Source organism: Clostridium sp. Cult2 (assembly GCF_021655075.1).
GTDB lineage: Bacteria > Bacillota > Clostridia > Tissierellales > Tepidimicrobiaceae > Schnuerera.
Genome location: NZ_PPXX01000034.1, coordinates 1 through 24,233 on the forward strand (window position 1 = coordinate 1; position 24,233 = coordinate 24,233).

Annotated in this window: 21 protein-coding genes; 18 read left to right on the forward strand and 3 right to left on the reverse strand. The window is 33.5% G+C overall.

Annotated features, from left to right (window positions below; all coding sequences use genetic code 11):
• Positions 1-228: 228 nt before the first annotated feature.
• The gene (locus C3E90_RS03815) at positions 229-1,839 is read left to right on the forward strand and encodes a CTP synthase (RefSeq protein WP_236914311.1); all 1,611 of its coding nucleotides are present in this window, start codon (positions 229-231) and stop codon (positions 1,837-1,839) included.
• Positions 1,840-1,904: 65 nt separating this feature from the next.
• A complete protein-coding gene (locus tag C3E90_RS03820; protein WP_236914312.1) occupies positions 1,905-3,527 on the forward strand; it encodes an S-layer homology domain-containing protein in 1,623 nt (540 codons plus the stop codon).
• A 47-nt stretch (positions 3,528-3,574) separates the two neighbouring features.
• Here the strand turns inward: C3E90_RS03820 and C3E90_RS03825 are convergent, their stop codons facing one another.
• The 3 genes from C3E90_RS03825 to C3E90_RS03835 are packed head-to-tail and all read right to left on the reverse strand — an operon-like array spanning position 3,575 to position 7,678.
• On the reverse strand, positions 3,575-4,912 hold the full coding sequence (locus C3E90_RS03825) for an ABC transporter permease (RefSeq protein ID WP_236914313.1): 1,338 nt from the start codon (positions 4,910-4,912) through the stop codon (positions 3,575-3,577).
• Positions 4,905-6,971: a COG1361 S-layer family protein gene (locus C3E90_RS03830; RefSeq protein ID WP_236914314.1), complete on the reverse strand. Its 2,067-nt coding sequence runs from the start codon at positions 6,969-6,971 to the stop codon at positions 4,905-4,907. The genes C3E90_RS03825 and C3E90_RS03830 overlap by 8 nt, the downstream gene beginning before the upstream one ends.
• Positions 6,971-7,678, reverse strand: coding sequence for an ABC transporter ATP-binding protein (locus tag C3E90_RS03835; protein WP_236914316.1), 708 nt, complete (start codon positions 7,676-7,678; stop codon positions 6,971-6,973). Before C3E90_RS03835 ends, C3E90_RS03830 begins: the two co-directional genes overlap by 1 nt.
• Positions 7,679-7,878: 200 nt before the next feature.
• Here C3E90_RS03835 and C3E90_RS03840 point away from each other — a divergent pair, with 200 nt between their 5' ends.
• From C3E90_RS03840 to prfA, 16 genes are all read left to right on the forward strand, one after another.
• On the forward strand, positions 7,879-11,592 hold the full coding sequence (locus C3E90_RS03840; protein ID WP_236914318.1) for an efflux RND transporter permease subunit: 3,714 nt from the start codon (positions 7,879-7,881) through the stop codon (positions 11,590-11,592).
• Positions 11,593-12,174 carry a TetR/AcrR family transcriptional regulator gene (locus C3E90_RS03845; protein ID WP_236914319.1) on the forward strand — a complete coding sequence of 194 codons (582 nt, stop codon included), beginning with the start codon at positions 11,593-11,595 and terminating at the stop codon, positions 12,172-12,174.
• A 134-nt stretch (positions 12,175-12,308) separates the two neighbouring features.
• Positions 12,309-12,692 (forward strand): hotdog domain-containing protein, encoded by a 384-nt coding sequence (locus C3E90_RS03850; RefSeq protein WP_236914320.1) that lies wholly within the window; start codon positions 12,309-12,311, stop codon positions 12,690-12,692.
• 15 nt (positions 12,693-12,707) lie between these two features.
• Positions 12,708-13,526, forward strand: a complete 819-nt coding sequence (locus C3E90_RS03855) for a 3-keto-5-aminohexanoate cleavage protein (RefSeq protein WP_236914321.1) — start codon at positions 12,708-12,710, stop codon at positions 13,524-13,526.
• A gap of 125 nt (positions 13,527-13,651) precedes the next feature.
• The gene (locus C3E90_RS03860; protein WP_236914322.1) at positions 13,652-14,305 is read left to right on the forward strand and encodes a hypothetical protein; all 654 of its coding nucleotides are present in this window, start codon (positions 13,652-13,654) and stop codon (positions 14,303-14,305) included.
• Positions 14,306-14,317: 12 nt separating this feature from the next.
• Positions 14,318-15,172 (forward strand): class II fructose-1,6-bisphosphate aldolase, encoded by an 855-nt coding sequence (locus C3E90_RS03865; RefSeq protein WP_336513005.1) that lies wholly within the window; start codon positions 14,318-14,320, stop codon positions 15,170-15,172.
• Positions 15,173-15,267: 95 nt separating this feature from the next.
• Positions 15,268-15,912 (forward strand): fructose-6-phosphate aldolase, encoded by a 645-nt coding sequence (fsa, locus tag C3E90_RS03870; RefSeq protein ID WP_236914325.1) that lies wholly within the window; start codon positions 15,268-15,270, stop codon positions 15,910-15,912.
• A 98-nt stretch (positions 15,913-16,010) separates the two neighbouring features.
• Positions 16,011-17,003: a class II fructose-bisphosphatase gene (glpX, locus tag C3E90_RS03875; protein ID WP_336513006.1), complete on the forward strand. Its 993-nt coding sequence runs from the start codon at positions 16,011-16,013 to the stop codon at positions 17,001-17,003.
• Between the two features lie 78 nt (positions 17,004-17,081).
• Positions 17,082-18,053, forward strand: coding sequence for a class II fructose-bisphosphatase (gene glpX / locus C3E90_RS03880; protein ID WP_236914327.1), 972 nt, complete (start codon positions 17,082-17,084; stop codon positions 18,051-18,053).
• Positions 18,054-18,234: 181 nt separating this feature from the next.
• Positions 18,235-19,590 (forward strand): transcription termination factor Rho, encoded by a 1,356-nt coding sequence (gene rho / locus C3E90_RS03885; protein WP_236914328.1) that lies wholly within the window; start codon positions 18,235-18,237, stop codon positions 19,588-19,590.
• Between the two features lie 92 nt (positions 19,591-19,682).
• The gene (gene rpmE / locus C3E90_RS03890; RefSeq protein ID WP_236914329.1) at positions 19,683-19,883 is read left to right on the forward strand and encodes a 50S ribosomal protein L31; all 201 of its coding nucleotides are present in this window, start codon (positions 19,683-19,685) and stop codon (positions 19,881-19,883) included.
• Between the two features lie 171 nt (positions 19,884-20,054).
• Positions 20,055-21,008, forward strand: coding sequence for a DUF1385 domain-containing protein (locus C3E90_RS03895; RefSeq protein ID WP_236914330.1), 954 nt, complete (start codon positions 20,055-20,057; stop codon positions 21,006-21,008).
• The gene (gene prmC, locus C3E90_RS03900; RefSeq protein WP_236914331.1) at positions 20,999-21,874 is read left to right on the forward strand and encodes a peptide chain release factor N(5)-glutamine methyltransferase; all 876 of its coding nucleotides are present in this window, start codon (positions 20,999-21,001) and stop codon (positions 21,872-21,874) included. Before C3E90_RS03895 ends, prmC begins: the two co-directional genes overlap by 10 nt.
• The gene (locus C3E90_RS03905; protein WP_236914332.1) at positions 21,871-22,392 is read left to right on the forward strand and encodes a chromate transporter; all 522 of its coding nucleotides are present in this window, start codon (positions 21,871-21,873) and stop codon (positions 22,390-22,392) included. The genes prmC and C3E90_RS03905 overlap by 4 nt, the downstream gene beginning before the upstream one ends.
• A 14-nt stretch (positions 22,393-22,406) precedes the next feature.
• Entirely contained in the window at positions 22,407-22,937 is a 531-nt protein-coding gene (locus C3E90_RS03910; protein ID WP_236914333.1) for a chromate transporter, read from the forward strand.
• A gap of 147 nt (positions 22,938-23,084) precedes the next feature.
• Positions 23,085-24,152: a peptide chain release factor 1 gene (prfA, locus tag C3E90_RS03915; RefSeq protein WP_236914334.1), complete on the forward strand. Its 1,068-nt coding sequence runs from the start codon at positions 23,085-23,087 to the stop codon at positions 24,150-24,152.
• Positions 24,153-24,233 lie beyond the last annotated feature (81 nt).

Here is a 24,233-nt window from a genome sequence, read left to right on the forward strand (position 1 = left end):
CCTAAAAAGATTTAAATTTGACAAAAAATATTCCTTGTAAATATTACAATTACAAGGTCATAGTGTTTTCTGTTTAATTATTTGCTGTAAAACTGGGGAATTGAGAAAAATAATTTTAATTATTTCCCAACAATTAATTGACACTATCTGGGGATAATGTCTAATTGACATAAATATCATAATAGGATAAAATACTATAGTTATAAGTTTATAAGGAGGGTTCGGAAAATGCCGACAAAGTATATATTCGTTACAGGAGGAGTTGTATCATCTTTAGGTAAAGGAATTACTGCAGCCAGTTTAGGTCAACTACTAAAGAGCAGAGGGTTAAAAGTGACCATTCAAAAATTTGACCCATATATAAATGTGGATCCAGGGACTATGAGTCCTTATCAGCATGGGGAAGTTTTTGTGACCGACGATGGGGCAGAAACGGATTTGGATTTAGGTCATTATGAAAGGTTTATCGATATTAATTTAAATAAATACAGCAATGTAACCACAGGAAAAATATATTGGTCTGTTTTGAACAAGGAAAGAAAAGGGGAATATGATGGGAGAACAGTCCAGGTTATTCCTCATATAACCAATGAAATAAAGGATAGGATAAAAAGGGTTTCTAAAAATAGGGAAGTAGATGTGGTAATAACTGAAGTAGGTGGTACAGTAGGAGATATTGAGTCTCTTCCTTTTTTAGAGGCTATTAGACAGATTAAGAATGATGTAGGCAAGGAGAATGTAATGTATATCCACGTAACTTTAGTCCCATACCTATCCATGGCTGGGGAGTTAAAGACCAAACCTACTCAACATAGTGTAAAGGAGTTAAGAAGTATAGGTATACAACCAGATGTACTTATCTGTAGGACGGAATTGCCTTTATCTCAGGATTTAAAGGATAAAATAGCTTTGTTTTGCGATTTAGACCCATCAGAAGTAATAGAAAATATAGATGCAGAAACCATATATGAAATTCCACTGATGTTAGAAAAGGAAGGATTACCTCAATTGGTAATAAACCATCTTAATCTAGAATGCGATGAACTGGATTTAACTGAATGGAATGATATTGTAAAAAGAATCAAATCTTTAAAGGATAAAGTTACTATTGCCCTTGTAGGCAAGTATATAGAGTTGAAGGATGCTTATCTTTCAGTAGCAGAATCCTTAAGGCATGGAGGCATATTTAATGATGTAGAGGTAGAAATAAAATGGATTCATGCTGAAGATGTAGAAGAGGGAAATGTTAAGGAGATATTTGCAGGAATAGATGGTATTTTAGTTCCCGGTGGATTTGGAGATAGGGGAATAGATGGAAAGATTGCTGCAGTTAAATATGCAAGAGAAAACAAAATACCATTTTTAGGAATATGTTTAGGTATGCAATTAGCTGTAGTGGAATTTGCAAGAAATGTAGTTGGATTGAAAGAAGCTCATTCTACTGAAATCAATCCTAATACTGCCTATCCAGTAATAGATTTAATGCCAGAACAAAAGGATATAGAATTAACCAATGGAGCTATGAGATTAGGATTATATCCATGTAAACTCGTTAAAGAATCTAAAGCTATGGATATCTATGGGGAAGAAATAATATATGAAAGACATAGACATAAATATGAGTTTAATAATCTATTTAAGGAAAAATTAATAGAAAAAGGGCTAATGATAAGTGGTCTTTCTCCTGATGAAAGATTGGTAGAAATAGTTGAACTAAAGGACCATCCTTGGTTCATGGGAGTTCAATTCCATCCTGAATTTAAATCTAGACCTACAAAACCTCATCCTCTATTTGAAAACTTTATTAGAGCTTCAAAGGAAAACAAAACTAATAAATAGAGGAATTTTAAAATACATGTAGAATATATAATGTATAGTTTTTTATTGAAAAAGGGGGAGGTATTTTGTTTACAAACAAAAGCTACCGGAAAACAACCATTTTACTTATTATATTTTTGCTTTTCTTAAATGGTATTGGAGTTTATGGGGAGGGAATGTTTACAGATATAGATACCAATCATTGGGCTTATGATTATGTAGAAAAAGTTGTTGACTTAGGATTGATGGACGGATATGATGATGCTACTTTTAGACCTAATGAGGTAGTCAATACTGCGGATGCTTTGGTATATGTGACTAGGCTTTTTAACATACCTAAAGAAGAAGTACAGAGGATGAGAGAAAGATATTATAATCTACTTAATAGATATGAACTTTCTGAAATAAGAAAAGATGGACTTGCTATAGCCTTGTCCAAAGGGTTGGTAACGGAAAAATTTGTTGAAAACAATTTATTTGTAAAAGGGAAGATTAGAACTGCCACTAAGGTAGAGTTATCTATTTATATTGCTAAAGCATTGGGAATAGTAGAGGAAGAAGGAGAAGTATTTGTATTTTTCTACAAAGATACAGATAATATTCCTGAAGGAGCAAGACCCTATATAAAATTTTTAATAGATAATGGCATTTTAGATGCTAAAGGAGATGGAGAAGGGAAATTTAATCCAGGACAACCTATTATTAGATCCGTATTGGCCAAGATGTTGTGTCTATCCCATAGTAAAATAGATAGAAATCCAGTTGATATTCCAGAAACACCTGTAGAGGAGCCAATAGAAACACCAATAGAGAAACCCATTGTAGAAGACAAAGACCAATTAGTAGGAATTATTGTTGGGAAAATAGATAAGTTTATTTTTATCAATAGTGGACAAAGAGTAGATTCCTATACCTTTGATAAGGAAGCTTCCATAACCATAGACGGTAATGATGCTACATTCCAAGATTTACAACAGGGAATGAATATAAAAGCAGTAGTTTCTGAGGGTAATATACTGAAATCTTTAACGGTGGATAGCAGTAAAGAGATATTTACTGGAACTATAAGTAAAATATATTTAGGCACCATTTCTTCTATGGTGGTAGATTTAGATGATGGTGACACAAAGACCTTCCATATATCAAAGGAAACGGAAGTATTTATAAATGGTAAGGAATCTTATTTTTATAGTTTAAGAGAAGGGGATAGGGCGAAAGTTGAAGCTTTCGATAATTTAGCTCTATCCATAGCTGGTGAAAGTAAAGATGGAAAGGTCGCAGGAGTTATTAAAGATAGAATCTTTGATGAAGAATATATTATATTAGTGGAAAGGGAAGACAAAACTACTTATGAGTATCTTTTAAAAGAAAATCTATTGGTCAATAGGAATTTTAATGGAGTTTCAATAAAGGAACTAAGAAGGGGAGATGAGGTAGTTTTATCCCTATCAGAAGGTGAAGTAGATACTATCGAGGCTAAATCCGTTCCTGGGGAAGATGAAGGATATATTCAAGAAATTTTAATTTCAAAAGAGCCAAAACTTACTATACTAAATAGTAGTGGAGAATTAGTAGATTACTATATTTCTCAAGAGGCTTTGATAAAAATAGATAAGGAAATAAAGGGTATATATGATTTAAGATTAGATTATTTTGCTAAACTGAAACTGGAAAGCGATGAAATAGTAAATATTGAAATAGAAAAATAAGACAGGGGGACGGTTCTCCTGTCTTATTTTTATCGCTTTTATTATCTTTATTCCGTCCTTATAGCATCAAGGGCTGATAGGTTCATAGCTCTTCTTGCAGGATAATATCCAGATATTATACCTATTAAAGCGGAAAAGCCCATGGCTGCAAATATTAGCCATATAGGTATAATACTTATTTTGGTTTCTCCACCTATTCCCATAAAGTCACCGAAGGCAGGGCTAAACTTATTCACTAAGAATGATAAAATATGGCTAAATATTATCCCAACTATACCTCCCAGTAAACCTATCATGGCTGATTCAAACAAGAAAAGTTTCTTAATATCCTTTAAAGAAGCACCTATTACCTTCATTACACCAATTTCTTTAGTCCTTTCATATATGGACATGACCATGGTGTTGGTAATACCTATGGCTGCAACAAGTAAGGATATGGCACCTATTCCACCTAGTACCGCTTGGATTATTCCTGTCATCCTATTCATCTCATCTAACATATCATTTAAACTATAAGCTTCAAATCCATCATCTTTTATCTTTTGTTGTACAGCTTCAACATTTTTTATATCATCTACTCTTATCATAATTCTTTCATATTCCTGTTGGTTACGCTTATTTTGTCCTTGACTATTTCCTTCTGCTTTTTCCTTTTCTTGAATCATTTTTTGGACTACATCAATGGGAGCATATATACCCCAATCCGTTTCCCAATTTCCTTCTTCAAGAACACCTACTGCTTTAATATTATAATCCTTATATTTAGGACGTTGAACATGTTCTCCAGGCATGGTAGGTCCCATACCTGTATCCATATCAAAAGTCAAGACCATTCTATCATTCATAAGGTCTACATCAGGTTCTTCATATCTGCCTCTACGCATGGCTTTTTCATCGTAAAAATTATATTTCATACCACCACCAAAAACTATATTAAGGTTATCCCCAGCCTGTAATAAACGACCTTCTGCAATTTTAAAATCAAAATATTCCATAGCTAAGGGGTCTATACCTTTGATGGAAGTATGGGCAGTATACCTTCCACTTTTAATCATTCCCCAGGTTTCTATTATAGGTGTTACAGCGGTTACATGGGGTATGTTTTTAAAGCTGATTATAGCTTTATCATCTAATTTAGCTTCTCTATTGTTTCTATCAGAAGGCATTCCATCATAACCTCCATAACTTTTATGAACGTTTATGGTATTCAAACTTCCCATTCTAGATAATTGACCTTTAAAAGCCTCCTGCATTCCAAACCCTAGGGATAACATTACTACTATAGAGCTGGTACCTATTATAACGCCAAGTACGGTTAAAAATGTCCTTAATTTTCTTCTCCATAAATTTTTAAGTCCCATTCGGATTAGATCTATACTATTCATCTAAAGCCATACCTTTCTTTTTCCTTTTTTTGTAGAATATAAATCCACCAATGGCTACAGCTAATAAAATAATAGTTATCCAGAATCCTTTACTCTTAAATATTTTCTTAACCCCTCTTGGTTCTTCCATAGGTGGCATGTCTTCGGGGAATTCATCCATAGGCATTGGTTCCATTATATTTAGAGTAAAATCTTTTCTAATTTCCACATTTTCACCAGAAGAATCTTCATAGGTAAATACTAAAGCTCCAGTTAATTCTCCAGTTTCCGTAGGTATTATCATGCCTTCGAAGTATTCAGATCTACCAGTTTCAAAATTTCCTACATAATAACTACCATTTTCCGTTTGGAAATCTCCTTCTAGTTTTACCATCATATTGTAAAGGGTAACTTTTCCTGTATTATAGAATTCCACAAATACTGGGGTAGGTTCTCCTGCAAAGGCTTCTGGTGGAAGACTTAATTCTCCAACTTCCAATTTAGATTGTTGTACTACCGGGACGCCTATTAATTCTATAGCAGTAAACTCTTCTCCTTCATTATCTTCATATTCAAAATTAGCAGTTACGGTGTAGGTTTTGGCTTGGGCATCTGGAACTGTAAACATGGTAATGTTTTTTTCTACCCTTCCCTTTGGTGGGATGTTATCTATGTAGAAAGTATTACTGCTACCTACAGGAGTGAATACATTTCCGCCAGCACTAGCACCAGTAGGGTCTGTTTTTTCATCTGCAGTTAAAAATATTTTAATGTTTCTAACAGTTTTCTGGCTATTGGTGTTGTAAAAGGATAGATTCATAGTATAGTTTTCTCCAGCTTTTACAATGGAAGGTTCAAAACTATATCTATCTATTATTAATTTTGGTTTCCCTTTGCCATCTCCTTCACCAGCTTTGTTTACATAGGCACCTACATACTGAGTTAAAACATATTTATCTTCACTTCCTTGATTCAACTCATCTTCGTATTCAACGGTAATATTTATGGGATAATTCCTAGTTTGTGCTTCTTCAGTGGGAGTAAAGATAAAAGATAAACTTTCAGATTCACCAGCTTTAATTGAGTTTATCTTCTTAATATTGGTAGTCTTTGGTACCAAGGCTGGATCTGTACTCTCTAGTTTAACTAGTATATTAGAAGCATCCATTTCACCAGAATTTAATAAATCGAATTTCAATGTAAAGTCTCCATTAGGTTTAATTCCAGTTGTGGGATAATCCATATTTTCTATTACAATATTTGAACTATTGCTACTTTTACCACCAATGGTTAAATAAATATTTTGTGTATCTTCTATAGTATTTCTCTGGCTGTCCTTGTAAGAAAATTTAACAGCTAATTCATGGCTACCCAGTCTAATATTATTAGCAGCTTTTAAATTGAAATTGGCAGCTGATACGGATTTGCCAGGTACTCTATTAATATAGGATACATTAGATCCAGTTTGTACATAAAATCCTCCATCGCTTTTTAGACCTTCCAATGTAACAGATAAATCCCTAGCATCAATTGTCCCTTTGTTTTCAAAGATTATACTGACCTTTGCTTCTCCACCTGGACCTATTTCATCAGGGTTAGTTGATACCTTATTAATAATAAGTCTTGGTGGAGTACTTCTACTGGTAACTCGTACATAGACGGTTTCGTTAAACTCCCCATCATAATCATAAGCATTTTTATATTTAATATTAATTTTAACTGGATAGTTCCCTGCTACAGCATCGGCTGAAATAGCCAATTTTATCTTAACATTTACTGTAGAATTGCTATTGATTTGAGCTATGCTTTGGGAATTGGTTAATTCACTTACTGAAAAAGGGCTACCACCTTCAAATATAGGTGTTATGACTACATTTTTTGCCTGATAGCCTGTGTTTTTTAGGTTAAAGGACAAGGTCATGGTCTTATCTGCATCTCCACTGGGGATATCACGATTTTCTATGCTAAATACAGGCATCAATTTAGATTTGTCAAAGTCATCTTCATCAGCCATTCCCACAGTGGGTAGTTGTAACAATATCAACAATAATACTAAAAATATACTAATCAATTTTCGCATTAATTTTGCGCCTCCTTTTTATGATTTTCTACTATTTTTTCGATGCTACCATCTCTTAGGTAGATTACTCTATGACCATATGGCGATATTTCAACATCATGTGTTACAATAATCAGAGTTTGTTTATTTTCTTTTGCCATATCGGTTATCAAATCCATTACTTCCAAAGTGGTTTTAGTGTCTAGATTTCCTGTAGGTTCATCGGCAAATACTATTTTAGGTTTGCCTACAAAAGCTCTAGCAATACTTACCCTTTGTTGTTGACCACCACTCATCTCTGATGGTTTATGATTAAGCCTATCTCCTATTCCTACTGCTTCCAACATCTCCTTTGCCATTTTATTTCTAGTTTTTCTGGGTATTCCTCTAAAGGTAAGGCCTAGGCTAACATTTTCCAAAGCTGATAGGGTAGGGATTAAATTATAGGATTGAAATACAAACCCTATATTAAGCTGCCTAAATTTAGCTAATTGTTTTTCATTCATCTTTTCGATATGATGTTTACTAATAATTATTTCACCTTTGGTAGGTTTTTCTAAACCCGCCATCATATTGAGTAAAGTACTCTTGCCAGAACCAGAAGTTCCTAATAGACAAACAAATTCTTCCCTTTTTATAGTTAAGTTTATATCCCTTAAGGCATGGATTTTTTCGTCTCCCATCTTATAAACTTTACTCAAGTTTTTTAGAACAATTAAATCATTCAATAATGTATTCACCCCCCATTCTGTCTAATACTATTATATTATCATAATATGCATATTAATTAGTTACAATATTGTTAAGATTATCAGCTAGTACTAAAAAGTTGTAATTGACAATATTAGGGATGTGTTTTATAATTACCATAGCAGGCCTGACCGACCAGTCAGTCAACTAAATAATATAATAGAAAAGAGGGAATAGAATGCTATCCAAATTTAGTGTAAAAAGACCATATACAGTAGTTGTAGCAGTAATTGTAGTATTGATTTTGGGGGCCATATCCTTTATTAATCTAAATACAGATTTGCTTCCTAGTATAGACCTACCTTATGTTGTAATAATGACAAATTATCCAGGGGCAAGTCCAGAAGAAATAGAGATGATAGTAACAAAGCCTATTGAACAGGCTACTGCTACAGTGAATAATATAAAAAACGTAAGTTCCATATCCAGAGAAAATTCATCCATTGTCATATTGGAATTCAATAACGATACCAATATGGATTCGGCAACCATAGAAATCAACGGCATGCTTGATTTAATTAAGCCAGCTTGGGATGATTATTCAATAAGCTCCCCTATGTTAATGAGATTAAATCCAGATATGTTGCCCGTTATGATTTCTGCAGTAGATGTGGAAGATATGGATATAGTTGAAATTTCAGAAATGGTAAGAGAAAAAATAATTCCTGAGTTAGAGAGTGTCAATGGAGTTGCCTCGGTAACGGGAATAGGATTACTAGAAGAGAAAATTGAAATCCTCATAGATGCTGAAAAGATAGAGGATTTAAATAAAAAAATATTAAATATTGTAGATTCTGAACTCTCAGAAGCAGAAGATCAGTTGATAAAAGCTAAAAAGGAAATTGAAGATGGAAAATCAAAATTAACCTCTGAAGAAGAAAAACACAGTAGAAGTTTAGTTGAAGGTGAAAAGGCCATAACTACAGCAAAAGAGCAGATTTCTTTAGCAGAATCCAAGATATTAGCTGGTAAATCCGAGTTGATTAGAGCTGAGGATGAATTACTAAAAGGATTAAAGGAAATTGATGAAAAAGAAGAAGAGTTAAAGGCTGCAGAAGAAGCATTATTAGCTTTAGGAGGGAATTTAGGAAAAGAAGGTAAGGTTAAGTTAGAAGGTATAAAACAGACTTTAGAATTACTATCAGAAAAAAGAGCTGAGGCAGACAAAGGCTTAGAAACAGTATCCAACAAGATGGCAGAAGTGGAAAAAGAGGAAAATCTAATTAAATCTAAAAAATCTGAAATTGCTATCCAAGAACAAGAGTTAAAGACTGGTAGATTACAATTGACTATGGAAATGGATAAGGCAAAGGCTCAATTGGAAAGAGGAGAAGAAACATTAAATGAAAAGATAGAAGAATTTGATAAAGCTAAGGAAGAGGCTTTCAAAAAAGCTTCTTTAGATGGTGTTATTACTCCAGATATGATTTCAGGTATATTAGCAGCACAGAATTTTTCTATGCCAGCTGGCTATGTATCTAGTGAAGAAGGTATAAAATATCTTGTAAAAGTAGGAGATAAAATAAAAGATGTAAACGTTATGGAAAATTTATTGCTATTTGATACTGGAGAGGATGTAATTGGGAAGATTTATTTAAAGGATGTTGCAGATATATCCAAGAAAGATAATTCTAAAGATATATATTCAAAGGTAAACGGTAATGATGCTGTAATGTTAGTCTTTCAAAAACAAAGTACTTTTTTAACTTCAGATATTTCCAAGGACATTAGGGAAAAATCTAGGGAATTATCTTTAGAGTATGAAGGATTAAGTTTTACTGATTTAATGGACCAAGGTATGTATATTGATATAGTGGTAGATTCTGTATTAAAGAATATAGTCTATGGGGGATTATTAGCTATATTAGTCCTTATATTATTCCTAAGGGATATGAAACCTACATTTATAATAGCAGTATCTATACCCATAAGTATAATTTTTGCTATTGCTATGATGTACTTTACAGGAGTTACTATAAATATTATCTCTTTAGCAGGATTAGCCCTTGGAGTAGGTATGCTAGTAGATAATTCTATAGTTGCCATTGAAAATATTTATCGTTTAAGACATGAAGGAAAGACTGCAAAGGAGGCAGCTGTTGAAGGGGCTAAAGAAATTTCAGGTGCAATTATTGCTTCTACCCTAACTACTGCTTGTGTGTTTTTGCCTATAATATTTGTTAAAGGACTTTCACGACAGTTGTTTGCAGATATGGGTCTAACAATTGCTTATTCACTGTTTGCAAGTCTTATAGTAGCTCTTACTTTAGTACCTACTATGGCCTCTGGAATGTTGAAAAACACTACAGGCAAAGATAAGCCTACTTATGAAAAATTTATTAATGGATATGAAAAACTATTGAGAAGCTCTTTAAACCATAGAGGTCTTGTTATGATTTTAGTTACAGTATTGTTTGTAGTAAGTATATTTGGTGGATTATCTAGAGGAACATCCTTCATACCTGAAATGGATGCCCCTCAAATGTCCATGTCTATAGAAATGCCTGATGATGCCACATTTAAAGATACAAGGGAAATGACCGATACTGTAATCAATCGACTACTTGAAATAGAAGAGATTGAAACTATAGGTGCTTTTCATAGTGATGCTATGAGTAGATTAGGTGGTGGAACTGATAGGGGTTCCATGTCCTTGTATTTATTACTTGATGAAGAGAAAAATATAAGCAATGATGAAATCAAGAGAGAGATAATTGAATTAACGGAGGATCTTGATTGTACCATTAATGTAAGCGCAAATACCATGGATATATCTGCCATAGTGGGTTCTGGAATAGAGGTAGTAATAAAAGGGAAAGAGATAGATACATTACATGATATAGCCTCGGATATGGTGAAATTACTAGAAGAAACAGAGGGGATAACCCAGATAGATGATGGTATAGAGGAAAATTTAACTGAAATTAGAATTGCAGTTGATAAAGAAAAGGCAATGGAGAAGGGATTAACTGTAGCCCAGGTCTTCTCACATATTAATTCAATGATTGGAAAAGATAAAACCTCTACCATATTATCCATTGAAAACAAAGACTATCCAGTAATTGTATTAGATAAAAGACATGAAAGCATTACAAAGGATGAATTAGAAGATTTAACCATAAATACCAAAAAGAATGGAGAAGAAATAGAAGTTGCTATAGGTGATATTAGTGCAATTTCAGAAGCCCAAGGTCTGTCATCTATAAGAAGGGATTCCCAAGAACGATTTATATCTGTAAAGGCTGATTTAGATGTAGATTATAATATAGGCCTTGTAAGTCGTGAGTTTGAAAAGAAACTAAATGATTATAAAGCGCCAGATGGATATAAAATTGAATTGGCAGGAGAAAGGGAAATAATAGATGAATCCTTAATGGATTTAGCTAAAATGCTACTATTGGCTATTGTTTTGATTTACTTAATTATGGTAGCACAATTCCAATCCCTATTATCACCTTTTATAATACTATTTACAATACCCCTTGCATTTACAGGTGGGTTATTGGCTTTGGTTATTACAGGTAATGAGATAAGTTTAATAGCAATGCTAGGATTCCTTGTATTAAGTGGTATAGTGGTAAACAACGGTATAGTATTTGTTGATTACACCAATCAATTAAGAGAAAAGGGTTTTGATAAGACAGAAGCATTGGTATTGGCAGGAAAGACTCGTATGAGACCTATATTGATGACAGCTATAACTACTATATTTGGGTTATCTACTCTATCTGCAGGTATTGGGACAGGGGCAGAAATGGTACAGCCTCTTGCCATAGTATCTATTGGAGGATTAACCTATGCTACAATACTTACTCTATTTGTAGTACCAGTAATGTATCATTTACTCAACAAGGATAAATCTGATGTAGGTCCTATGGAGATAAAAGGATAGGTGAAGATAATAATGGAAGATAAAAGAGAGAATATACTAAATGCAGCAACAGATATATTTTCTAAATATGGGTTCTATGGAGCTAAAATGGAAGACATCGCCAAGAAAGCAGAAATAGGCAAAGGTACCATATATGGATATTTTGACAGCAAGCAATCTTTGTTCTATGAAATGATAAAATATAGAATAGAGGAATATGAAAAGGGGCTGGATAGCTCCTTAAATATAGAAGGTAGTTTAGAGGAAAAGCTATACAATCTATACATCTTTCACGAAGAATATCTAAATAGATATATAGATATTACGCAAATAATAATGACAGAACAGGAAGTATTACCTAAGGAATTAATGGGGGAAATAGCTGCTGAAATGGATAAAATATTTTATAGGATTCAAAAATCAGTTGAAGAAGCTATCCATAAGGAGGAACTAAGGGATAATCTAAATCCCCAATTAGCAGCTATAGTTATCATAGGTTCCATAGGTCAATTCTACGCCCAAAAGATTTGCTATCCAGAAAAAAACCATAACAATGTTGAATTCAAGGAATTAATTGATACAATCCTAAAGGGATTACAATAGAAATATTACAATCATATTACAAATAAGTTCCTTTTTTGGTGCCTGGCACCGAAAAGGGAACTTATTATTTAGTGGTCTAGGATGAATACTTATGTTATAATGGATGTGATTATATTACTAATGGAGGTAGAGATATGGGAAAAGCAATGATTAGAGTGAGAATGAGCTCGGGAGATGCTCATTATGGAGGAAATTTAGTGGATGGTGCCAAAATGCTTCAATTATTTGGAGATGTGGCTACGGAATTACTTATTAGAAATGATGGAGATGAAGGCTTATTTGTTGCTTATGATAATGTAGAATTTCTAGCTCCTGTTTATGCTGGTGAGTTTATTGAAGCGGTGGGTGAGATAACTAAAATAGGGAATACATCAAGGAAAATGGAATTTGAAGCAAGAAAAGTCATTATTCCTAGACCAGATATCAATGATTCAGCATGTGATGTTTTAGACGAACCCATAGTAGTTTGTAGGGCTGAAGGAACTTGTGTAGTTCCAAAGGATAAGAAAAGAAAGTAAAAAGGAGGTTCTTCTATGGATAAACTTATTATAACAGCTGCTATATGTGGAGCAGAGGTAACAAAGGAACATAATCCAAATATACCTTATACTGTAGAGGAAATAGGTAGAGAAGCAGAATCTGCTTACAAAGCAGGAGCAAGTATTATACATTTACATGTAAGGTATGACGATGGTACTCCTACTCAAGATAAGGAAAGGTTTAGAGTGTGCATAGAAGAGATAAAAAGAAGATGTCCTGACATAATTATCCAACCATCAACGGGAGGAGCAGTAGGTATGTCTGATGAGGAAAGGCTTCAACCGGTGGAACTTCTTCCAGAGATGGCAACTTTAGATTGCGGAACATTAAATTTTGGTGGAGATGAAATATTTGTTAATACTGAAAATACTATAAAGAACTTTGGTAAGATAATGATTGAAAAAGGTGTTAAACCCGAGGTAGAAGTCTTCGACAAGGGAATGATAGATTATGCTATTAAATATGCTAAGCAAGGATATATTGAAGAGCCTATGCATTTCGATTTTGTTCTAGGAGTTCAAATGGCTGCAACTGCTAGGGATTTAGCTTTTATGGTACATAGTATACCAGCAGGTTCTACATGGACAGTAGCAGGTGTGGGAAGACATGAAATGCCAATGGCTGCTATAGGCATTGCCATGGGTGGTCATGTTAGAGTAGGATTTGAAGACAATGTCTATCTTGAAAGGGGAGTATTAGCTAAATCCAATGGTGAATTGGTAGAGAAAGTAGTAAGAATTGCAAAAGAACTAGGCAGAGGGATAGCTACTCCAGATGAGGCTAGAGAAATATTAGGATTGAAAAAAAGATAATTTGTTAATAAGTTCCTTTTTGGCATTGAGTCCAATAAGAGGAACTTATTTTTTTATTTATTTTTCGACAAATAGAAGGATTTTATGAGCCAATATAGAACTAATAATTAGGAGGTGTGTCCTATATGCTTATAAATGGATGCAAAACCCTAATTTTAAGGTGTCATTTTTGTGCTAGATTAAAGGAATATGAGCTAAATTTGTTTCAGATTATGAATGGAGAAAAAACTGAATACAAATGTGAATGTGGTGAAACAAATTTTATTATTAAGAAAAAGAACAAAGGAATAGATTTTATAGTTAATTGTTTTAATTGTGGAAATAAGCATTATTATCATATGGATTTGCATACTATATTAAAGGATAATAATTTAAAATATTGTCCTTATGGTACTAGAAATTTCTTTTTAGGCAGTAAGGAGATGGCAGAAAAGATTCTATTAGAGAAAGCAGTGAAGAAAAGGGATAGTATTGATGAAAAGATATCAAATGACTATTTCAATAATTTCAAAGTGCTGGCTAAGATACTAGGCATATTATATACTTTAAAAAAGGAAAATAAAATTAAGTGTAATTGTGGATATTCTAGCATAAATATAAAATTATTTTCCGATAGAATTGAATTAGAATGTTTAAATTGTCACAGTGTAAAAATTGTCTTTGCAGAAACAGAAGAGGACTTGAGTGTTTTATTAAAAAAGGATAAGATAATACTTGAAGAAAGAAATATTTCCTGTATCGATTCCATAAAGGAAAGGGATAGAGATATTAAAAAATAAGAGGAGGCTTAAATTATGTTAGTTACTGGAATAGAAATTTTACAAGATGCTCACAAGAATAACTATGCCGTTGGAGCTTTTAATGTGAATAATATGGAGATAGTTCAAGCTATAATCGAAGCAGCAGAAGAGACTAATTCTCCTGTAATACTTCAAGCAAGTCAAGGTGGATTAAAGTATGCAGGTGTTGAATATATTGCTGCCATGGGGAAATTAGCAGCTGAAAAGGCTAAAGTTCCTGTTGCATTACATTTAGACCATGGTACAGATTTTGACCAAGTTATGCTCTGTATAAGACATGGTTTTTCTTCTGTAATGATAGATGGTTCTAGATTTGATTTGGAAGGCAATATTGCAATAACTAAAAAGGTTATAGAAGTAGCCCATGCAGTAGGGGTATCTGTAGAAGCGGAATTAGGTAAAATAGGTGGAACGGAAGACCATATAACCGTTGATGAAAGGGATGCAACTTTTACGGACCCAGATGAAGCTAAAAGATTCGTAGATGAAACCGGCGTAGATTATTTGGCTATAGCAGTAGGAACTGCTCATGGAGTATATAAAGGAGAACCTAAACTAGATTTTGATAGGATAAAAACTATTAAGGAAATGTTAAATATTCCTTTGGTACTACATGGTTCTAGTGGAGTTCCAAAAGAGGCAATAGAAAAGGCAGTATCCCTTGGAATAAATAAGATTAATATAGATACGGATTTGAGAATGGCATTTTCCAATGCAATTAAAGATTTCCTAAAGAAAAATCCAGATAACATAGATCCAAGAAAAATATTAGCACCAGCCAAAAATGCTATGAAAGAGGTTATAAAAGAGAAGATGAAGCTATTTGGTTCTGTTGGCAGAGTTTAAATCAATACACAATTCACAATGTATAATTGTGGGGCGACCAAAGGTCGCCCTAAGATATGAAGGGTAACTATTAATTTTTGAAGAGGTGAATTATTTTGAAACTATTTATTGATACAGCCAATATAGATGAGATAAGAGAAGTTAATGAATGGGGAGTAATTTGTGGTGTAACAACTAATCCATCGTTGATAGCAAAGGAAGGTAGAGATTTTAAACAGGTTATAGAAGAGATTTCTAGTATTGTGGATGGACCTATTAGTGCAGAGGTCATTTCATTAGAGAAAGAAGGAATGGTAGAAGAAGCTAGAGATTTAGCCAAAATACATCCTAATATAGTTATTAAAATCCCCATGACCAAAGAAGGATTAAAAGCAGTGAAAATCCTATCCAAAGAAGGAATAAAAACCAATGTAACCTTGGTATTTTCTCCTAATCAGGCTTTATTAGCAGCAAAAGCAGGAGCAACCTATGTTAGTCCTTTTGTAGGAAGGTTAGATGATATCGGCAATGAAGGTATGAATATTATATACGATATAGTACAAATATTTGATACCCATGGAATAGATACGGAAATAATTGCAGCAAGTGTTAGACACCCAATCCATGTAATAGAAGCTGCAAAGGCAGGAGCTCATATAGCCACCATACCTTATAAAGTATTTCTACAGATGCTAGCCCATCCTTTAACAGATATAGGGATTGAAAGGTTTCTTAAAGATTGGGAAGGGGTAAACAACTAGCAATTATGAAGGCAGGCTTTGGCCTGCTTTTTTTGTTTTATTATTAATCAATTTAGTTTATAATATAGTATAGCACAATTAATTATAAAGGAGAGATAATAATGGATAGGGATTTAGCTTTGTCTTTAGTGAGAGTAACAGAAATTGCTGCACTAGCTTCTGGTAGATATATGGGTAGAGGAGATAAAATTGGAGCAGACCAAGCTGCAGTGGATGGTATGAGGGCTGCTTTTAATCTTGTTAATACTAAAGGACAAGTGGTAATAGGGGAAGGGGAATTAGATGAAGCACCTATGTTATATATTGGCGAGGTAATAGGAGCGGGAATGGATGTGAGTGCAGATATAGCAGTAGATCCATTGGATGGAACCACTCTTGTTGCAAAGGGTTTGCCTAATGCTATTTCTGTTATATCCATGGCACCAAAGGGTTGCCTGTTAAATGCTCCAGATACCTATATGAAAAAGATAGCAGTAGGGCCAAAGGCAGCAGGAAAAATCCATATAGATTCATCCATTGAAGAAAATCTATATGCAGTAGCTAAGGCTTTAAATAAGGATATTTCTGATTTAACCGTTATTATACAAGATAGGGAAAGGCATAGAGATATTATAGATGAAGTTAGGAGAATAGGTGCTAGAATAAAGCTGTTTGGAGAAGGAGATGTGGCTGCAGCTATAGCTACTGCCTTTGAAGATACTGGCGTTGACATAATGATAAGTATTGGTGGAGCACCAGAAGGTGTAATTGCTGCTTCTGCGCTAAAATGTATGGGTGGAGATTTTCAAGGTAGACTTTATCCTATGAGTGATAAGGAACTGGAAAGATGTAAAAAATTAGGTTGGACGAAAGAAAGAATGGAACAGGTTCTTACATTAGATGATTTAGCCAGAGGAAATGATATTTTCTTTGCAGCTACAGGTATTTCTGATGGAGATCTATTAAAGGGAGTAGTCTATTATGGAGATAATTTAGCTAAAACCCATTCTGTAGTAATGAGATCAAAAACAGGAACCATAAGATTTGTTGAAGCCCGCCATAGATTGGACAAGAATAATATATTGAAGGAATTATTGAAAAAACATTGCTAAATAGTATACACTAATTGACATAAAAATATGCAATGGAATATACTATATAATGAATAAACGATTATAGGAGGCATTTCTATGGATAGAAATTTAGCTTTAAATTTGGTCAGGGTTACAGAAGCTGCTGCATTACAATCAGCCCGTCATCTAGGAAGAGGAGACAAAAACAAAGCTGATGGGGCAGCCGTAAACGGTATGAGAAGAATGTTTGATACCCTTACAATAGATGGGGTAGTGGTTATTGGCGAAGGAGAAATGGACGAAGCCCCTATGCTATATATAGGAGAACAGATAGGAAAAGCCACTGAGGATTCAATAAAATTGGACATAGCAGTAGATCCACTAGATGGGACTACTGCTGTTGCTAAAGGATTATCTAATGCTATATCAGTAGTTGCTGTAGCACCAAGAGGATGCTTATTACATGCACCAGATATGTATATGGATAAGATAGCAGTAGGTCCAAAAGCAGCAGGAAAGGTAAATTTAGATGAAACTGTAGAGACAAATTTAAAAAACCTTTCTAAGGCATTAAACAAGGATATTTCCGATATAACTGTAACTATGTTAGATAGACCAAGGCATGAAGAACTAATACATAAGGTTAGAAAAGCTGGAGCGAGAATTAAGCTTTTTCAAGATGGTGATGTAGCTGCAGCTATAGCTACTTGTTTTGATGATTCTGGGGTGGATATTTTATTAGGTATAGGTGGAGCACCAGAGGGAGTTCTTGCAGCGGCAGCGTTAAAATGTTTAGGCGGGGAAATTCAGGGAAGGCTTCATCCAACTAAGGATGAAGAAATAAAAAGATGCAAAGAAATGGGCCTGAGAGATGTAAATTCTTTACTGACCATGGACCATTTGATTAAGGGAAAAGAGATAATCTTTTCAGCTACAGGTATTTCTAATGGGGAATTATTAAAAGGCGTGGTTTACTATGAAAATTATATGGCTAAAACCTATTCTGTAGTAATGAGAGCAGAGACGGGTACTATAAGATTTATCGAAGCTATACATAGGTTGGATAAAAAACCTGAATATGCGAAATAATATAATTTGACTTATAAATGTTATAATGATATTATGATCCTAATAATACTCATCTGTTTGGCATTTCTTGAGGTATTCCAAATTTTTTACAGGATAAGATTATTTTAATAATATAAAACCGCTATGGAATCGAAAAATAGACTCCCAGCGGTAGCTTTTTAAATATTATGGAGGTGTAGTATTGGATTCAAGTATATTACGTGAAAAAAAATTAGAGGACTTGCGGGTTATAGCTAAGACCTTGGGGCTAAAAAGCATTACTAAATATAGAAAAGATGAATTAATAGATATGATTATGCAAAACACAGTTAAAGAAGAAGAGGAGTTACCTCAGAAAAAGACAACAGAGGAAATAGATATTAGCGATATCGATATGGAGGAATTACCTGACAAGGTTACTGAAGAATTAGAACAGATGGACAACATTGACGGTGCAGAAGGAATATTGGAAACACATCAAGATGGATATGGATTTTTAAGATCTGAAAATTATTTATCGGGAGATAATGATATATATGTATCCCCTTCCCAGATTAGAAGGTTTAGACTTAGAACAGGAGACAAAGTATTTGGTATAACTAGGCCTGCTAAATCGGGAGAAAAGTATAAAGCTCTTCTCTATGTAAAAAGTGTAAATGGATTAGATCCAGAAACTTGCCTTGAGAGACCAGATTTTGATAGTCTAACCCCAATATACCCAAGACAAAGAATTGCATTGGAAACAGTTCCAAATAATCTTTCCACTAGAATTATCGATTTAATAGCTCCCATTGGAAAGGGACAGAGAGGGATGATTGTCTCTCCACCAAAAGCAGGTAAAACAACACTTCTTAAATCTGTTGCTAACGCCATTTCTAAGAATCATCCAGAGATAGAAATAATTGTGCTTTTAATAGATGAAAGACCTGAAGAAGTTACAGATATGAAAAGATCTGTCGATGGAGATGTGGTATATTCAACCTTCGACGAGCTTCCAAATCATCATACTAAGGTTGCGGAAATAGTCCTGGAAAGGGCTAAAAGACTTGTTGAGCATGGAAAAGATGTTATAATCCTATTGGATAGTATTACCCGTCTTGCAAGAGCCTATAATCTTACCATCCCAGCCACAGGAAGAACCTTATCCGGTGGATTAGACCCTGGAGCATTGCATAGACCAAAGAGATTTTTTGGTGCAGCCAGAAATTTAGAAGAAGGAGGTAGCTTAACTATTTTAGCTACTGCTTTAGTTGAAACTGGTAGTAGGATGGATGATGTTATATTTGAAGAGTTTAAGGGTACAGGTAATATGGAGATACATTTAGATAGAAGGCTTTCAGAAAAAAGAATATTCCCAGCTTTGGACATCAACAAATCTGGAACTAGAAGAGAAGACTTACTATTAACCCAAAAGGAATTAGAAACTATTTGGAATATTAGAAAGGCATTAGGGAATGCTCCTACTCAAGATGTAACGGAAACTTTAATAGATAATTTAATGGGGACTAAGTCTAATGAAGAGTTTATAGAAGATATGAGAAATAAAATTTGGTTATAGTTGAAATATTTTTAGGATTGTGCTATAATTAACTGGTCAAATTATGTGAAATAATGTATATTGTATACTTGCAATAAAGAGAGGTGAAAGGAATGAAAAAAGGAATACATCCAGAATATTATGAAGCTACAGTAAGATGTGCCTGTGGCAATACATTCAAAACTGGTTCAACAAAGGAAGATTTAAAAGTAGAAATTTGTTCAGAATGCCATCCATTCTTTACAGGACGTCAAAAGTTTACTGAACGTGGTGGTCGTGTGGAAAAATTCAAGAAAAAATATGGTATGGATTAATTTCTATTATTACAAAACCAAATAGGTTAGTTGCCTATATAGAATATAGCATCTAACCTTTATTTTTATTTGGGACAATGTGGGACAATGGGGACGGTTCTCCCTGTCCCAAAAGAAGATTTATGGGACAGGGAGAACCGTCCCTGCTGTCCCAGTAGGGGTGTTGATTAAATGAAGATAAAAGAAGTAAAAAGACTTCCTGAACATATAACTTCCATTGGTGGGCAAGCATTAATAGAAGGAATTCTTATGAGAGGACCAAAGGATCTGGCTATTGCTGTAAGAAAGCCAGATGGTGAAATAGTTCTAAAAAAAGAAACATTAAATACTTTAGGTATGAGATATAAATTTTTTAGGTTTCCTCTTATAAGAGGTGTGGTAGGTTTAGTAGAATCAATGGCCTTTGGTATAAGGGCCTTAATGTATTCTGCTGAATTCTTTGAAGAGGGTATTGAAGAAGAAAAGAAGGAATCTTTTCTAGATAGGGTTTTTAAGGATAAAAGAGAAGACGCAGAAATAGTATTTACACTAATGATATCCCTCGTATTTACCATTCTATTATTTATATTATTGCCAAGCCTTATCACTAATTTTTTTAAAAAAAACTTAGAGACTCCATTCCTGTTGAATTTAATAGAGGGTTTAGTTCGTATTGTATTATTCCTAATATATGTGACAGTAGTTTCTAGAATGGAGGATGTAGGAAGAGTTTTTGAATATCACGGTGCAGAACACAAGACCATTCATTGTTATGAAAATGGAGATACTTTGACTGTGGAGAATGTGAAAAAATATCCTATACTACATCCTAGATGTGGAACAAGTTTTTTATTCATGGTTATGATTGTAAGTATTCTAGTTTTATCCTTCTTTGGATGGCCTAACCCCTTACAAAGGGTTTTAATAAGATTAGTAATGCTTCCTGTAATAGCAGGGATTTCCTATGAGATAAATAGGATTATTGGCAAAAGTAGTTCCAAATTGGCTTATTATCTATCCTATCCTGGATTAATAATACAAAAAATTGCTACAGTTAAGGAGCCAGATGAATCCCAAATAGAAGTGGCTATAGAGGCATTAAAGGCAGTCCTTACGGGTAAAAAGGAAGAAGACCTATGGAAATAAATCGTTTATTACAAAGAGGAGTAGATCTGATAAAGGATAGACAATATGTAAACCCTGTATTAGAGGCTACTCTTTTATTAAGTGAATTATTAAATGTGGATAAAATCTATATCTATACCCATGGAAAAGAGAAGGTATCTAAGCCTATTGTGGATAAATTTTTGGAATTGATGGAGAAGAGAGCTAAAGGATATCCTATCCAATATATTATTAACAAGAAGGAATTTATGGGTTTAGATTTCTATGTAGAAGAAGGGGTTTTAATACCTCGTCCTGATACGGAAATTCTCGTAGAATATGTTTTAGAATATATAGATGATAAATATAAGGATGATCTTATAAATATATTAGATCTAGGTATAGGTAGCGGTGCCATAGCTTTAAGCATTGCTTATTATAAGAAAAATGCTACCGTATATGGGGTGGATATTCATGAAATACCGTTGAAGGTAGCTAAAATAAATAAGGAAAGATTTAAATTAAACAATGTCAACCTATATAAAGGTGATTTATTTAAGGGGATAGAAGGATTAAATGAAAAATTTCATATAATAACCTCAAATCCACCGTATATACCAGAAAGGGAAATAAATACCCTTCAAGTAGAAGTAAAGGATTATGAACCCAAAGAAGCTTTAGATGGGGGAGAGGATGGGTTAAAATTTTATAGAAGGATAATCCCAGAAAGTAAAAACTATTTAACAGAAGAGGGTTTGTTGATTTTTGAGATAGGCTACAATCAAGGTGATGAAGTGATGCATATGATGATAGATGAAGGTTTTAATAATGTCCAAATATTAAAGGATTTACAAGGGTTGGATAGAGTAGTTTTTGGAATATTGGATAAAGGGAGTTGGAATAGATGAGTCTGTTAATTAAATTGTTTATCTCCTTTTTTAAAATAGGCGCTTTTAGTTTTGGTGGAGGATATGCTATGCTTCCTCTAATAAAAGAAGAAGTAATTGAGGTTCATGGCTGGCTAACAAATGCAGAATTTATAGATATTTTAGCCATATCAGAAATGACTCCAGGGCCTATAGCAATAAATACTGCTACTTTTTTAGGATATAGGGTATCAGGCATATTAGGATCTTTTGTAGCAACCATAGCTGTAGTATTGCCTTCTTTCATTATTATGAGTATTATATTCCACTTTCTAAATAAATTTAAAGATTCTCCTTATACGGATTGGTTTTTTATTGGTATTAGACCAATAGTGTTAGGGTTAATAGCTTCCGCTTCTATATCTGTAGCCATGGATGCGTTTATTGATTTAAAATCCGTAATTATTAGTGTAATATTATTCTATCTGGTTTCTTTTAAAAAGCTTAATCCAATATATGCAATTATATTGGCAGGAATAACTGGAGCAATTATCTATTAAGGTAGGTGGAACATATGCTTTTTGATATGTTTAAAACATTTTTTAAGGTAGGTGCCTTTACCATTGGGGGAGGCTACGCTATGATACCCATAATTCAAAAAGAAATAGTGGATAACAAAAAATGGGTAAAGGAAGAAGAATTTTTAGATATTATCGCCATATCCCAAGGCTCTCCAGGGCCTATTGCTGTAAATGTGAGTATATTTGTAGGGTATAAATTAAAAGGATTAAAAGGAGCATTAGCTTGTACTTTGGGAACTACTTTGCCATCCTTCTTAATTATACTTTCAATTGCCACTGTGTTTTTCCAATTTAGAAATAATCCCATTATTGAAAAGGTATTTTTAGGGATTAGACCAGCAGTAGTTGCATTAATAGCATCTGCTGTATATCGCTTGGCAAAACAATCTAAATTTGATTATAAAAAACTATCAATATCCATAATAACCACTTTAATTATAGTCTTTTTAGGCATAAGTCCTATCTATTTAATATTAGTAGGAGGCATAAGTTCCATATTATATTATAAAAGTAAAAAAATTTAAAAATAATCCTTTATAATAATACATATTTATGCTATTCTAATCTAGTGCATTGGATTTTTTAGTATAAATCATGGTATAATATAAATGAAATTGTTAATTTGATTATAAAATTTATATATAAGATTGAGTTTGGAGAGGAGGTATAATATGTTAGAAAAATTATCCTTTATAGAAAATAAATATAAAGAATTAAGCCTGAAAATAATTGACCCTGAAATTATAAATAATATTGAAGAATGGCAAAGACTTGTTAAGGAGCATGCAGACATAGAACCAATTGTAACCAAGTATAAGGAATACACTAAAGCCCAAAATACTTTAGAAGAAGATAAAGAAATGCTCAAAGAAAAATTAGATGATGAAATGAAGGAATTATTAAAAGAAGAGATAGCAGAATATGAAGAGATTGTTGAAAGATTGGAAGAAGAATTAAGGATACTCCTTATACCAAAGGACCCAAATGATCATAAGAATGTAATCGTTGAAATTAGAGCAGGAGCTGGTGGAGACGAGGCAGGATTATTTGCAGGGGATTTGTTTAGAATGTATAGTATGTATGCAGAAAGACAAGGATGGAAAACTGAACTGATGAGTTCCAGTGAACAAGGCGTTGGTGGATTTAAAGAAGTAATATTTATGATAAAAGGTAAAGGTGCCTATAGTAGGTTGAAATATGAATCTGGAGTCCATAGGGTTCAAAGGGTTCCTACAACTGAATCTAGTGGTAGAATTCATACTTCTACAGCAACTGTAGCAGTATTGCCAGAAGCAGAGGATATCGATATTGAAATAAATCAAAATGATATTAGGGTGGATGTATATCGTTCATCTGGAAATGGTGGTCAAAGCGTTAATACTACCGACTCCGCTGTGAGAATAACCCATATTCCAACGGGGATGGTAGTAGCTTGTCAAGATGAAAAATCTCAGCTGAAGAATAAAGAAAAGGCAATGAAAATACTGAAGACTAGATTATTCGACCAGATGATGAGAGAACAACATGCTGAAATAGCTGAGGAAAGACGATCCCAAGTAGGAACAGGAGATAGGTCCGAAAGAATAAGAACCTATAATTTCCCACAAGGAAGGATTACAGACCACAGAATCAATATGACCATTTATAAGTTGGAAAACTTTTTAGATGGGGATATTGATGATATGATAGATGGTTTAATAACTTCAGATCAAGCAGAAAAATTAAAACAAGTAGGTTAATATATAGACTCGGATAGCAAACTCTATCCGAGTTTTCTATATTATAATATATGAAGAATGAAATTACTAAAGGAGGAATCA

What these genes read in the sequence shown, in the direction of transcription:
- C3E90_RS03815 (WP_236914311.1), top strand. Translation starts at nt 229, where the DNA reads ATGCCGACAAAGTATATATTCGTTACAGGAGGAGTTGTATCATCTTTA.
- C3E90_RS03825 (WP_236914313.1), bottom strand. Translation starts at nt 4,912, where the DNA reads ATGAATAGTATAGATCTAATCCGAATGGGACTTAAAAATTTATGGAGA.
- C3E90_RS03830 (WP_236914314.1), bottom strand. Translation starts at nt 6,971, where the DNA reads ATGCGAAAATTGATTAGTATATTTTTAGTATTATTGTTGATATTGTTA.
- C3E90_RS03840 (WP_236914318.1), top strand. Translation starts at nt 7,879, where the DNA reads ATGCTATCCAAATTTAGTGTAAAAAGACCATATACAGTAGTTGTAGCA.
- C3E90_RS03850 (WP_236914320.1), top strand. Translation starts at nt 12,309, where the DNA reads ATGGGAAAAGCAATGATTAGAGTGAGAATGAGCTCGGGAGATGCTCAT.
- C3E90_RS03855 (WP_236914321.1), top strand. Translation starts at nt 12,708, where the DNA reads ATGGATAAACTTATTATAACAGCTGCTATATGTGGAGCAGAGGTAACA.
- C3E90_RS03860 (WP_236914322.1), top strand. Translation starts at nt 13,652, where the DNA reads ATGCTTATAAATGGATGCAAAACCCTAATTTTAAGGTGTCATTTTTGT.
- glpX (WP_236914327.1), top strand. Translation starts at nt 17,082, where the DNA reads ATGGATAGAAATTTAGCTTTAAATTTGGTCAGGGTTACAGAAGCTGCT.
- rpmE (WP_236914329.1), top strand. Translation starts at nt 19,683, where the DNA reads ATGAAAAAAGGAATACATCCAGAATATTATGAAGCTACAGTAAGATGT.
- C3E90_RS03895 (WP_236914330.1), top strand. Translation starts at nt 20,055, where the DNA reads ATGAAGATAAAAGAAGTAAAAAGACTTCCTGAACATATAACTTCCATT.
- prmC (WP_236914331.1), top strand. Translation starts at nt 20,999, where the DNA reads ATGGAAATAAATCGTTTATTACAAAGAGGAGTAGATCTGATAAAGGAT.
- C3E90_RS03905 (WP_236914332.1), top strand. Translation starts at nt 21,871, where the DNA reads ATGAGTCTGTTAATTAAATTGTTTATCTCCTTTTTTAAAATAGGCGCT.
- C3E90_RS03910 (WP_236914333.1), top strand. Translation starts at nt 22,407, where the DNA reads ATGCTTTTTGATATGTTTAAAACATTTTTTAAGGTAGGTGCCTTTACC.
- prfA (WP_236914334.1), top strand. Translation starts at nt 23,085, where the DNA reads ATGTTAGAAAAATTATCCTTTATAGAAAATAAATATAAAGAATTAAGC.